The following is a 12,770-nucleotide window of genomic DNA, read 5'->3' as shown; positions in this document are numbered from 1 at the left end:
TACCAACTGACCGCACTTTATCTTCGTGGCATTTTCTGATTTTTCATCATTTGCTGTGCACGATTCATTTGCTGTTTGTTCAAGTTGTAGCCCATTTGTTTGGCCATTTTTTGAATCATTTCAGGGTCGTTCTGCATCTTCTCAAGCTGCTTGCGCAGGTAGAATACCCCGATAAAAAATCCGCCTGCAACCCCTACGATTAAAGTTACAATCGGAATAATGATGTTCCACATAATGATGAACTCACCCGGCCCTTTCTACTAATCCAGCCTATAGTCTATAATGACCCCTATAATAGCATGTAAAGCAGGCATTCGCAAACGTCCCGGGGAAGTAATTTTTCCTAGCTTTCACGCGGGATCGAAGCTCCTTCCTCCGCTCTGCCAAGGTCAGTCTCCAGACTGGCGATCGCACGCTCCAAATAGACTCTGGCTTCTTCGTCCGTCTCGTTCGGCAGCGCCTCTATCAGGGCTTCCATCGCCTCGTCGCCGCCGATGCGTGAGAGTGCCCAGGCAGCCGTTCCGCGCAGCACCGGACGCGTATCGTCCTTCAGTACGCCAATCAAATCCGGCACGGCGCTTTTGTCTTTAAAATTGCCAAGGCCGATAACCGCGTTGCGCTGGATCGGTTTCTTGCCGCGCCAGGCGGAAGAGGTATGGCCGTAACGATCTTTGAATTCCCGGTTGCCGATCGTCAGCAGCGGGACAAGCAGCGGCTTGACCAGCTCCGGATCCGGCTGAAGCTCCGGCTGGTGGGTCCAGTTCTTGCCCCGGTTCACCGGACATACGGTCTGGCACGTGTCGCAGCCATACAGCCGGTTGCCGATCTTGCGCATGTATTCATCGGAGATGAAGCCTTTGGTTTGCGTAATAAACGAGATGCACTTATTCGAATCCAGCTGTCCCGGACCAACCAGCGCATCCGTCGGGCATGCGTCAATGCATTTGGTGCATTCCCCGCAGCCCTCCGTCACCGGTGTATCCGGCTCGAACGGGATATTCGTGATCATCTCGCCGAGGTAAATCCAAGAGCCCAGGTCCTCGCTTAAGATCGAGCAGTTCTTCGCGCTCCAGCCGATCCCGGCACGTTCGGCAACCGCCCGGTCTGACAAGGCGCCCGTATCGACCATGCTCTCGAACCGCGCTTCGGGTACGCGTTCTTTCAGCCAGGCCTCCAGCTTCGCCATCCGGTCCCGCAGCACCTTATGATAATCATCGCCCCAAGCGGACCGCGATAAAATACCGCGTCTGGCCCCCGGTTCCGACTTTGGCGGATTAGGCAGCTTCGCCGGATAAGCGACGGCAATCGCGATGATCGATTGCGGATTATCAAACAGCAAAGCCGGATTGGTCCGTTTGTCCAAATCCGGCTCCTCGAAGCCCGACTCGCGGCCTAGCTCGCGATGCCGGATCAGCCTTGTTTTCAGCTCGGTAAACGGATCGGCGGAAGCAAAGCCAATCTTGTCAATGCCAAGGCTTGCCGCCGCTTCGCGCAATTCTTCTTTTAACGTTATCCAGCGGCTGCCGTCCATTAGCACCTGGCTCCCTTCCTCCTAAAGTTACAACCGTTTAATCGCTTCGCGGGCAAGCTCGTCGCAGCGGTTATTCCACTCGTTGTCGCTATGCCCTTTTACTTTGATGTATTCCACCTGATGGCGCTTCATCAGATCCCATAGCATTTTCCACAGATCCTGATTCTCCACCGGCTCCTTCTTGCTGTTCTTCCAGCCATTGCGCAGCCAGCCGTGAATCCAGCCCTTCTGGAAGCAGTTCACGACATAAGCGGAATCGCTGTATATCTTTGCTTTGCATGGTTCCTTCAGAAGACTCAGCGCTTCAATAACCGCCTGAATCTCCATCCGGTTGTTCGTCGAATGCTTTTCGCCCCCGGAAAGTTCTTTCCGGTGCGCACCGTAGAATAAAACGGCTCCCCAGCCGCCCGGCCCCGGATTCCCCGAGCAGGCGCCGTCCGTATAGATTGTCACTTCTTTCATTCTTCCATCTCCTAAAAGAATTGAGAAGCAATTCTTACTTCGTAAGCATAGGCCTAAAGAATTGCGAAGCAATTCTTACTTCGAAAGCATACGCCTAAAGAATTGAGAAGCAATTCTTGCTTCATAAGCATAGGCTTAGAAAATTGCGGACCAATTCTATAAGGCTATAACACCTTCACCTGCTTGAACGGCCACAGAATAATATCCGCTCTGCCGTGGATCATGGAACGCGGTACGGTGCCAAAAATCCGGCTGTCCTTGCTGGCTCTCGCATGGCGGTTGTCCCCCATAACGAAATATTGCCCCTTCGGAACAATGACCGGCATAAAATCCAAATCCTCGATTTCGACATCGGTATAGGCTTCCGATACCTTTTCTCCGTTACGGTAGAGCTGTTTATTGTAAATTTCGATGCGGTCGCCCGCTACGCCAACGACGCGCTTCACCAGAAAGTCTTTTTCGGTGCCGTATGCCGAAGGGTCCTCGAGAATAACGACATCTCCCAGCTTAGGATTGCCAATCAGATAAGCGGCCTTATTCACGAACAGCCACTCCCGGTCCTGAAGCGTCGGCTCCATGGAATGCCCTTCGACTGTCGAGAGATTAAAGACAAACAGATGCAGCACCATCACGATCAGAAAAGAAATCGTTATGGTTTTCGCCCACTCCAGGCCTTCCTTAAACCAATGAGGCTTTTCATGAGCCTCCCGCGGGGCGGTTTCATTCAGATCGGAAGGGGATACACTCATGTAGCCTACCCCTCGCTTTCCCCACAGGTGCTATGCCAGTCTGCATAGTAGCTTTGGACAATGTCATCCTGGAAAGGAACCGCTCCCTCGTCCATCCGCTTGAGCAGCGCTGCCAGTCCTTGCTGAACCTTGTCCTCCACCATCTGCGGATAATGATAAGCCAGCTTGTGCATCTGGTACTCGTCCTGATCCACGACATAGCGGTTGCCTTCGGTCGTGCGGATCACATCCAGATCATAATCGATATAAGTAAGCACGTCCCCCTGCAAATAAGGCGGAGATGCGATATTGCAATAGTAACGGATGCCGCTGTCTTCCAGCAGCGCTACGACGTTAAACCATTCACCCGGAATAAAGAACGATACCGCCGGCACGCGGCTGATCCACTGCTTGCCGTCGGATTCCACTATAGGCGTCTGACGATTTATAAGCACAATGATTTGGTTATCCCTGTGCACTGGCGCAAGCCGTTCTGCCGGCACAAGGTAGTTGCGCTGCCATGTTCGGTGAATATGACCGTCGTGCTTGAAGCTTTTGATAACACAGTGCCGATAAATGTCCATGACGCCTCTCCTTACTTATTGTGAAACGGGCCAAGGGCGGCATCAAGCGCCCCGTTCGTATGTTCCAAACAATAGTCCTTTTAAATAGAAAAGCATATCTGACCGCCAAAAGCAATGGCGATGCAGATATGCCCTGCACAATATGGCTATTAGGCTGAATTCGGAAGCCGTTTAGCCTGCTACAATACTTAATTTCTGGAATGAACGGAAAAAGTCGTTCGAAGCATAACCCATCGCTTCATATAACGGCAACACCGGTTCATTATGCTCGTCGGCGGTAATTAATATTTTGGAAACGTTGCGCTGCTCGAAGCGCTGCCGTAAAGCTTGTATAAGCGCCTTGCCAATTCCTTGGCGACGATACTCCGTATGAACAGCGATACGATAGTAATAACCCTTGTTATTATCAATCGTGCCGATGATCATACCTACAATTTCCGACTCTTCGACAGCGACAAGTACAAGCTCACTGTCCCATGACAATTGACGCGCAAAAGCTTCCATCGTTTGTTCGTAACACTCTTCAGACAATACTTCCTCAAGGAGTGTAGTGACAGGTCTGTAGTCAGACAACTGGAAGGAACGAACGTTCATTAATTATACACCTTCTATACCTTGTCATAGTGCTGCATTTATATATTTTACGACATTTTATAACGAAATCCTCTTTTTGTCTTAAAAAATACTTAAAAATTTTAAAGAAATTTGCTAAATTACGTTGAAAACGCTTTATTTTAAGCGCTTACATGTATTTATTGCCCGTTTACTCTGGATTTGCCTCGTTTTCTAATGTTTTTGCATATTTCCGTGGCTCCCGTGACATTCTACAACTCGTACGACTTTGTCCGTCACCATTCGACTTTTGCAACATTAATGTTGATTTATGCACTCGGATAAGGGATAATATGAGAAGAGTTTTACATAACCTATTTATGGGAGGCTGTTAATCATGGCTCATCAATTACCTGCTTTGCCTTACGCGAAAGACGCTCTTGAACCGCATATCGACGCGCTGACAATGGAAATCCACCACGGCCGTCACCACAACACTTACGTGACTAACCTGAACGCTGCTCTGGAACAAGCTCCTGAGCTGCAAGACAAGTCCCTGGAAGAACTGCTGGCTAACAACCTGGCAATCGTTCCGGACGCAATTAAAACGGCTGTACGCAACAACGGCGGCGGCCATGCAAACCACTCCCTGTTCTGGGAAGTTATCGGCCCTAACGGCGGCGGCGCTCCAACTGGCGCACTGGCTGGGGCAATCGACAGCGAACTGGGCGGCTTCGACGCGTTCAAAGCTGAATTCGCGAAAGCAGCTACAACTCGCTTCGGCAGCGGCTGGGCTTGGCTCTCCGTTAAAGACGGCAAGCTGAAAGTTTCGAGCCTGCCTAACCAAGACAGCCCGATCTTCGAAGGCGAAACGCCTATCCTTGGTCTGGACGTTTGGGAGCATGCTTACTACCTGAACTACCAAAACAAACGCCCTGACTACATTGCAGCGTTCTGGAACGTTGTAAACTGGGCTGAAGTTGGCAAACGTTACGAAGCAGCTGTTAAATAAGCAGTTGCTTGAATACAAACAAGGCTGTCCCTTTGGGGCAGCCTTGTTTATTTTTATCGCAAAAGGTCCCGCAGCTGCTGCTTCGTGCACACGGATAGGCATCCGCCGCATAAGATGGATCAGGATGATTGCCTAATCTGTCATACGAAGGAGTCTGACAAAGCGCATGAACAGCTATACTTATAAGTATATCGAAGGGAAAGGCAACAACACCGTTGTTAGCAACTGCGGCTGCGGGGGCACGCGGACGTTAATGCCCGGACCGCCTCCGCCACCTCCTGGACCAGGGCCGGGTCCGGGGCCAGGTCCAGGGCCGAGTCCAGGGCCGAGTCCAGGGCCGGGGCCAGGTCCGGGTCCTGGGCCGGGGCCATTCCCGCCAGGACCGGGGCCATTCCCGCCAGGACCGGGGCCATTCCCACCGGGGCCAGGGCCGTTCCCGCCTGGGCCGGGGCCATTCCCGCCTGGGCCGGGACCATTCCCACCAGGGCCAGGTCCGTTCCCGCCTGGGCCAGGTCCATTCCCGCCAGGACCAGGGCCATTCCCGCCGGGGCCGGGGCCGTTCCCGCCAGGGCCGGGTCCATTCCCGCCGGGGCCGGGTCCGTTTCCGCCGTTTTTCCCGCCGTTCTTTCCGCCGTTCCCTCCTCAGCCCGGACCGGCATATGTCACTGTTGTCATTAACGGCGGACGTTTCTTCCCTAACGTAACGAACGCTTACCGCGTTTCGTTCTGGCCTGGCATGAGCATTCGCGATTCGCTTGCTCAAACCGGCGTTGTACGCTTCTCGTTTAACGGTCAGATTGCTTCGGTTAGCGGGATCCCTATCGGCGGACCAATTCAGTGTATTCTCCGCTTGAATGGCCGCGTCATACCGCAAACGCTGCTGACCTTCCCGGTACAACGCTTTGATACGGTCGCAATCGAGTTGTTCTTCACGGCAACCGGAAGATCTGACGAAGAGGATGAACTACCGCAGGAGCTGACGGATATTGCCCATCTGAACGTTGCCGAACACTTTGCCACCTATGATCCGGAAGAGGTATAAAGATTGATCCGAGCTGCAAGGCCGTATTCGGCCTTGCAGCTTTCTTGTTTTCCCTCTGATAGGCTGTTTTCAGCCTTCCAGCTCCATATACATATACATGCACGTTGCACGAAATACAGCATAATCGGCCATTCGGACAGGGTTGTGCGAAATATATTGAACATAGTGCATTATAATTCGCCGCACTAAGGCAATATAGCTAACCCCATGCCATATATCCTGCAATCTGTGCAGGATATTTGGCGTTACAGCACCCAACTGCACCATTATGATGTATTTCGTGCAACGTTGTACGGGCTATTTAATCCTCTACGCAGAGAGGGTTAGCCGCAGATTGCCGTTTACGATCGACAACAGCGCACTCGAGCAAGCGCTCCCTTATAGCGCATGCAAAAAGGCCGCGAGCCTATGCCCGCGACCTTTCCTCCAGCCCGTTCAACCTCATTTAGCCTTCGTAGGCTTATCTTGCTCCTCGCCTTGCTTAATGACTTTGCCTTTGCCGCTGATCAGCTTAAGCTGATCGTTCTCGTAACCAACGTCATAGGTTACCTGATACTTGCTGAGCCGGTATTCGCCGTCCACCCGTTCGTCAACCGATATGATTGCCGTAACGATCGCCTCGTCGTTGCTTTCCTTCGTGACGTGGATGTTGTCGATAACCACGTTCCGGGTCATCATGTAACCTTGGCGGAATACCTCGTAGCTGGTGCCAAGCTTCCAATTGCCGCCAAGCAGGGAATAAGCGTAAACGTAATCGGCATTATTAAGACTATCGTAAAAGTGCGTAACCAAATATTCCGCATACTCGGTAATCGATGCATCCTTCTTCACGTTGCCGTCATCCTCGGCCGGCTTCCCTTCCGGCAAGGTTTTCATCGGATGCTCCGACCATGCCTCGGCCATGTCCAGCACGTTTACGATGGGTATGCTGAACCCAATCGAGCTTTGCTCGATCCCGGCGGAGTTAATGCCCAGAACCTCGCCTGTCTTCTTGTCGACCAGCGGTCCGCCGCTGTTGCCCGGAGCAATAGGCGCCGAGATCTGGTACAGGTCGTTATACGTGTAAGGCTTGATCTCGAAGCTCCGGCCTACGCCGCTTACAATGCCGGTTGTAACTGTATTCTGGAAGCCAAGCGGGCTGCCTATCGCGATAACTTCATCGCCAATCTCCGCCTTCTCCTTGCGCACCATCGAAAGCGGTTCTACTCCCGCTAGTCCGGCAACGCGTACAACCGCAACGTCAGTCTCCGTACTGATGCCGATAACATCTCCTTCGAGCTCGCGCGCATCGGCCGTTTTTACCGTCACCTTGCTCGCACCGGCAACCACATGGGCGTTGGTAATCAGGTCGCCTTTATCGTTATAGACGAAACCCGAGCCTTGCGTCCCGTCCTCCGTTTCGATCATGACAACGAGCTTTTGAGTTGCGTAAATAATATCCTTTAACGACTTAGGCGCACCAGCGTTAGCGTCAGCGAGTAAAGGCAGGCCGCTTAGCTGCTTCGGCACCTCCGCATGTATATACGCAGCGGTGCCCGCTCCCGCGCAGAGCACCGCCACAGACGCGACGAGACTAATCCATGTTCCTTTTTTCATGACTAATTCCCCTAATCCAAATACCAAGTCATATGATCGATAGCCACTGTTGCATTCTCATCCTGCACATGATGAACAACAAAGGAGAAGCTGAACGTCTCTCCCGCCTCAATATAAGAAGGGGTAGCATCCACCTTGCCCGTTGTAATCACTTTTCCTTCCGAATCATGAACCGTATATTCAATAACAACGGAGTAAATCGGCCGGGTAGCTGCGTTGAGCAGTTCCCCCTTCACGTTAAAGTCGCCGAAAAGATCAAGCTGCGCATCGATATGCTTCACCTTAACCGCTGCCGTCTGATTGATCAGATCCTCTTCCGCCGCCTTTTGCATCGCCTGCTCAATCCGCTGCTGCTCCGCGTCTTCGAAATTTTTCTTCTCTACAACAATCCGGTCGTACAGCTTAGCCAGCTTATCGTTGTCGGGCGCGTAGATGAGCCCCTTCTGCGCTGCCGTAATAGCCGCCGAGAAGTTCTTCTTCTTCCGCATCGCGTCGGCCTCGTCGTAGCTGATATCCGCAATCTTCGCTTCAATTTTCTGCCGAAGCGCAAGCGCCTCATCGCCGGACAAGCCCTTCACCTGGTTATACTCTCCCGCAAGATCGTCAATGCCAGTCATGCTCTCATACTCCGACGATACTTGAAGCACCGTTACCTTCGTCGACATTTCTTCAACCTGATCCCTTACTTTGCCGAAAATCGGCTCTTCCCGGCCGCGCAGCTTCGACTTCACCTGCTCCAGCTGGATAGAGGCTTCGCCCAAATCCTGGTCATCCAGACGCTGCTGAATTTCCGTTAACGTACGGTCAAGGGATAATGCTTCCTCCACGACCTTCAAATCCGCCTGTACCGGCTTAAAATCCGGACGCGCATCCGCCGCTTTGTTCAGCTGCCGGAATGCCTCTTCGTATTTACCCGCCAATGCCTCCTGTCTGGCTGCATTTTGCCAATCCAGGACACGGTTATTTAATCTGGTTTCATATAAATAATAAGACAACAGCACCGCTGCAATACCAACGAGTACAATGACGGGGATCAATCCAATGAGCAAATTGCCCCTGCCAGTCTGCTTTAACGGCGTTTGCGACGTCTCCAATGCTGTGCTTGCCTGGTCCTTTGCCGTATCCCATTCTTCCAACGCTGCCGCCTTATCCTCTGTTCCATGCTGCAAATTCCGCTCTGGCTCCAGCAGCCTGCCGCATCTGCTGCAATATACGGCATCCGCATCATGCTCCCTAACGCAATGATGGCAATACAATTTCATTCTCCTCCAACTTGAGTGTTCATCTCTTTATATCTCTTATCTATTCTATATGAAAAAATAAATGATCTCCATTTTTCCTTAACGGAAAATAAAAAAAGTTTCTCCAACCCTTTCCAACTTTCGCGCAAAAAAGCCGAACCCCGCTTCAGCAGGATCCGGCACATCTTAAATCGCCCTATTTTACTCCAATCGGCACCATATACATACCCGTTCGTTCATCGCTGCGGATGGCAACCTCGATGCCGTAAATCTCCTTCATCGTATGCTCCGTCACCACGAATTCGGGAGGGCCTTGCAGCAGCAGCTTCCCTTCCTTCATGACAAGCAAACGGTCGCTGTAGCGGATTGCCTGATTCAGATCATGCAGCACCATAACGATCGTCAGACCATGCTCGACATTCAGCCTGCGGATAAGCTCCAGCAGCTCATATTGGTAGAACATATCCAGAAAGGTCGTTGGTTCATCCAAAAACAGGATCGGCGTCCGCTGCGCCAGCGCCATCGCGATCCATACGCGCTGCCGCTCTCCTCCCGACATCTCGGTCAGACGCTGCTTCCGCCTCCCGGACAATCCCGTCAGCTCCAGCGCCCATTCAATGGCAGCGTCGTCCTCTTCTCCGCCGGGCGTCCACATCTTGCGGTGAGGCAGCCTCCCGAAGGTAACAAGCTTCTCCACCGTTATATCGGACGGGGCTTCATTCTGCTGGTGGACAACCGCCAGCTTGCGGGCGAGCTCGCGCGGCTTGTACGCCGGAATCGCTTTGCCGTCCAGCACCGCTTCGCCGCTTTGCGGCAAGCAGTGACGCGACAATACGCCAAGCAAGGTAGACTTGCCGCTTCCGTTTGGACCGATGATGGTTGTGATTTTACCTTGCTCGATCGAGGCGGTCACCTCATGAAGGGTATGGGACTTCTCCTTATAAGCAAACGTCACCCGATTAAGCTCCAAATTCGCGTCCCCCTTTTCTCAGCATAAAGACAAGGAACGGTCCGCCAATAACGGTCATTATAATCGATGCGGGAATTTCGGTAGGCGCCAGGACGGTGCGTCCAATCGTATCCGCGGATAAAATAAGCAGCGCTCCGGCCAGCGCCGAGAACGGAATAAGCGCTTTATGGTCGGAGCCGATAAGCAGCCTGGAGATATGCGGAATCAGCAGGCCCACGAACAGGATTAGTCCGCCAACCGCGGTCGCCACCGAAGCAAGCAAAACCGCAATGATGGAAATCACAATCCGCGCGCGGGCCACGTTCAGCCCAAGGCTGCCCGCCGTTTTATCCTGGAGCGACAGCATATTGCACCATGGAATAACCAGCAGGGAGAGCAGCAGGCCAATGGAGCCGTAAAGGCCTAGCACCTGAACATCCGTCCATGTCTTCATCGTAAAAATCGAGCTGATCGCCTGGTTTACCGACGTCACCGCATAGCTGCCCCGGTAGTTGAAGGACTGCCCTAGTCCCGTGAAGGTTGCGTTAATCGCGACACCCACCAGCAGGGTCCTCATCGGGTTAAGTCCGGATTTCCAGGACAACGAATACACGAGCAGGAAAGCTAGAACGCCGCCGGCAATCGAAAAAATCGGCATCCAGAAAAACATCGCCGGAAAGATGGTCACCATCAGCACGGACACAAAGCCGGCGCCGGAGGAAATCCCGATGACCCCCGCGTCCGCCAGCGGATTGCGCATGACAGCCTGAAGAAGCGCGCCCGACACCGCAAGCGCTGCCCCGCTGAGCATGGAGACCATAATACGGGGCAGCCGCAAATCGCGGACAACGGCCGCTTCTTCGTTGTTTCCGTTTAATAATCCGTCAATAAGCTCAATAAATCCGACCTTAATGCTGCCCGTTGTCATCGACCAGAACGTAACGCCAAGCAGCAGCAAGAGGATAACAGCAAAGCTGATTGTTTTTCTCATCGCGTTACGCAGCATCCTTCGCTTCGGGATACAACATCGGGACAAGCGACTTCAGCGCATCGGCCGCGGCCAGATTAGCCGTTGTGCCAAACAGCTCTTCCGGAAGATCGTAGACCCGTCCGTTCTTCACCGCGTTAAAATGCTTCCAGATATCGTTCTTCTTGAACTCTTCGTCAAACATCTTGATCACCTCATCCGGCATCCCGTGAGCGGCACGCAAAATAATGTCCGGATTGGACTTTTGCAAATACTCGGTGTTGGAAGCCAAATACTCCACCTTCGCGCCGCTTGCGATATTCACGCCGCCGGCCAGCTGCACAAGGCTGCCGATATAGGATTTTTCCGTCGCCACGAGATAGCTGCCCGGTACGCCAAGCAGAATGAGTACGGCAGGCTTTGATCTGCCTTCCGTCGACTTGCTGATCTCGGCAATCCGTTCATCGATTTGACTCACGATCTTAGCCGCCTGCTCCGTGCGCTCATACTTCTGCCCCAAAATCTTGATCGCCTCTTCCATGCTCGCAAGGCTCGTCAGATCCAGAAAAGTCGCGTTAATCTTCGCTGCTTCGAAAGCTGGCTCCAAATCCGTCTTCAGCGTGGTGACGGACAACACCTCGGTTGGACGCAATGACTTCACAAGCTCCATATCCGGGCTCATTGGATTTCCGACCTCCTTCACCGCCTTATAACGATCCGGCAGCGTCTTCACGCTGGTCGGAATGCCTACAAGGTCAAGCTCAAGCGCATTCATGATTTGAGTAACGGCTACGGTAGTGGATACGATACGCGGCTCTTCCTTCGCGGCTTCCGTTGCCGTGGGCTTGCTTGCATTTGCAGCGGTGGTTTCCGGCTCCCGTGCCGTTGTTCCGCCGGAGGAACAAGCGGCCAAGGCGCTTATGGATAGAGTGACGACCAGCATTTTCGCCAATCTGGCAAACATCTTATCTCTCCTTTCCGAAAAACAAGGCAGAGGATATCCGGCCTCCCGGACATCCTCCTGCATGCGTTTATTTCGCTGCTGTTTGCTGCGCTGCTTGTGCCGCCGCGAAATCCAGAGCGCGAAGGATCAAAGTCAAAGCCTCGGCGCGAGTTGCATGGGCAAGCGGGTCAAACTTGTTATTGCCTTTGCCTTGGAGAAGGCCGTATTTGACCGCCGTAGCTACGGCTGCCTTCGCGTATTCGGGTACGCTGTTTGCATCCGCATAGGCAAGCGAGGCTGCCGGCTCAAGCGGCAAACCAAGCGCTTTGACGACCATTACGGCAATCTCGGTACGCGAAATCTCTTGCGCCGGACGGAACGAATCATCCGCATAACCGCTGATGATGCCCGCTGCCGCCGCCTGTTCGATAAACGGCTTCGCCCATGCCGGGATGGAGGACAGGTCGCTGAAGTTCAACGATGCTCCGCCTTCCGAAGCTTGAAGCTTCAAGGCACGGCTGATCATCGCCGTAAACTCGGCGCGGTTAATCACGCCGTCCGGTTTGAATGTACCGTCGCTATAGCCGTTTACGATCCCAAGCTGGACGGCGCGTTTGATCGACTCGTTCGCCCAATGCTTTTCGACATCCTTGAAGGTTGCGCCAGGCTGTTCGGTTGAAGGATCGGTTGTTTCTTCCTCTTCCTCATCAGGAGTGGAAGGGATTGACGGATTCCCCGTCCAACCCGGCTCGGTGTAAGTGAAATAACTGCCGAATTTGATTTGAATGTTGTACTCTTCGTGATAACTAACAGCATCCCAGTCGATTTTGACCCAGCCGTTTACAATCTGAGACAGGTCGCTGACGGTGAATTTCACGTCTCGAGTGTTTTTCTCGGCATTGGAAGAGACTGTAGTTGGCGCCACGCCGTTAACCTTGAAGCCTGTAATCTCTTTGCTTTGCGTTAAGCGAAGAGTTACGGAATAGACGCCGTTATTCGCAACCAGCGTAGCCGGATGAACGGTATAACCATCCATAACCGAAGCTTGGTTCGTTCCTTCTTTCAAAATCGTGAAGTTCAGGCTGTACGTGCCGTTCGGGATCTGGTTGGGATCCACCGGCGCAGTACCGCCGCCGTTCGACGCGTTTGCTACGGCAGTTGTC

Annotated in this window: 14 protein-coding genes; 2 read left to right on the top strand and 12 right to left on the bottom strand. The window is 52.9% G+C overall.

The window, feature by feature from the left end; translation table 11 throughout:
* Nucleotides 1–17 precede the first annotated feature (17 nt).
* The 6 genes from PGL01S_RS27485 to PGL01S_RS27460 all read right to left on the bottom strand — a co-directional run bounded on the left by PGL01S_RS27485 (nucleotide 18) and on the right by PGL01S_RS27460 (nucleotide 3,899).
* A complete protein-coding gene (locus PGL01S_RS27485) occupies nucleotides 18–233 on the bottom strand; it encodes a YneF family protein (protein WP_127498389.1) in 216 nt (71 codons plus the stop codon).
* A 110-nt stretch (nucleotides 234–343) separates the two neighbouring features.
* On the bottom strand, nucleotides 344–1,531 hold the full coding sequence (queG, locus tag PGL01S_RS27480; protein ID WP_127498387.1) for a tRNA epoxyqueuosine(34) reductase QueG: 1,188 nt from the start codon (nucleotides 1,529–1,531) through the stop codon (nucleotides 344–346).
* A gap of 27 nt (nucleotides 1,532–1,558) precedes the next feature.
* Complete coding sequence (gene rnhA / locus PGL01S_RS27475; RefSeq protein WP_116394084.1) at nucleotides 1,559–1,993, bottom strand: ribonuclease HI; 435 nt, start codon at nucleotides 1,991–1,993, stop codon at nucleotides 1,559–1,561.
* A gap of 164 nt (nucleotides 1,994–2,157) precedes the next feature.
* Nucleotides 2,158–2,742 (bottom strand): signal peptidase I, encoded by a 585-nt coding sequence (lepB, locus tag PGL01S_RS27470; RefSeq protein ID WP_127498385.1) that lies wholly within the window; start codon nucleotides 2,740–2,742, stop codon nucleotides 2,158–2,160.
* A gap of 5 nt (nucleotides 2,743–2,747) precedes the next feature.
* On the bottom strand, nucleotides 2,748–3,305 hold the full coding sequence (locus tag PGL01S_RS27465; protein WP_116394082.1) for a DUF402 domain-containing protein: 558 nt from the start codon (nucleotides 3,303–3,305) through the stop codon (nucleotides 2,748–2,750).
* A 171-nt stretch (nucleotides 3,306–3,476) separates the two neighbouring features.
* Nucleotides 3,477–3,899 carry a GNAT family N-acetyltransferase gene (locus PGL01S_RS27460; RefSeq protein ID WP_015842428.1) on the bottom strand — a complete coding sequence of 141 codons (423 nt, stop codon included), beginning with the start codon at nucleotides 3,897–3,899 and terminating at the stop codon, nucleotides 3,477–3,479.
* 355 nt (nucleotides 3,900–4,254) lie between these two features.
* Between PGL01S_RS27460 and PGL01S_RS27455 the strand changes: the two genes are divergently transcribed.
* Together PGL01S_RS27455 and PGL01S_RS31070 are read left to right on the top strand one after the other, a co-directional pair.
* Nucleotides 4,255–4,869, top strand: a complete 615-nt coding sequence (locus tag PGL01S_RS27455) for a superoxide dismutase (RefSeq protein ID WP_127498383.1) — start codon at nucleotides 4,255–4,257, stop codon at nucleotides 4,867–4,869.
* 166 nt (nucleotides 4,870–5,035) lie between these two features.
* A complete protein-coding gene (locus PGL01S_RS31070; protein ID WP_176587501.1) occupies nucleotides 5,036–5,911 on the top strand; it encodes a hypothetical protein in 876 nt (291 codons plus the stop codon).
* Between the two features lie 441 nt (nucleotides 5,912–6,352).
* On the opposite strand, the gene PGL01S_RS27445 is transcribed toward PGL01S_RS31070, so the two are convergent.
* From PGL01S_RS27445 to PGL01S_RS27420, 6 genes are all read right to left on the bottom strand, one after another.
* Complete coding sequence (locus PGL01S_RS27445; protein WP_116394079.1) at nucleotides 6,353–7,507, bottom strand: S1C family serine protease; 1,155 nt, start codon at nucleotides 7,505–7,507, stop codon at nucleotides 6,353–6,355.
* An 11-nt stretch (nucleotides 7,508–7,518) separates the two neighbouring features.
* Entirely contained in the window at nucleotides 7,519–8,769 is a 1,251-nt protein-coding gene (locus PGL01S_RS27440) for an FxLYD domain-containing protein (RefSeq protein ID WP_127498381.1), read from the bottom strand.
* A gap of 175 nt (nucleotides 8,770–8,944) precedes the next feature.
* Nucleotides 8,945–9,718, bottom strand: a complete 774-nt coding sequence (locus PGL01S_RS27435) for an ABC transporter ATP-binding protein (protein ID WP_127498379.1) — start codon at nucleotides 9,716–9,718, stop codon at nucleotides 8,945–8,947.
* On the bottom strand, nucleotides 9,708–10,688 hold the full coding sequence (locus tag PGL01S_RS27430) for a FecCD family ABC transporter permease (protein WP_127498377.1): 981 nt from the start codon (nucleotides 10,686–10,688) through the stop codon (nucleotides 9,708–9,710). The genes PGL01S_RS27435 and PGL01S_RS27430 overlap by 11 nt, the downstream gene beginning before the upstream one ends.
* A gap of 4 nt (nucleotides 10,689–10,692) precedes the next feature.
* A complete protein-coding gene (gene isdE / locus PGL01S_RS27425; protein ID WP_127498375.1) occupies nucleotides 10,693–11,628 on the bottom strand; it encodes a heme ABC transporter substrate-binding protein IsdE in 936 nt (311 codons plus the stop codon).
* A 67-nt stretch (nucleotides 11,629–11,695) separates the two neighbouring features.
* On the bottom strand, nucleotides 11,696–12,770 hold a 1,075-nt coding region (locus PGL01S_RS27420), incomplete at its 5' end, for an S-layer homology domain-containing protein (protein WP_174806612.1).

This window comes from Paenibacillus glycanilyticus NBRC 16618, assembly GCF_004000805.1.
GTDB lineage: Bacteria > Bacillota > Bacilli > Paenibacillales > Paenibacillaceae > Pristimantibacillus > Pristimantibacillus glycanilyticus.
Note: the sequence above shows the minus strand (reverse complement) of the source record. Positions and strands in the feature narration are given on the sequence as shown.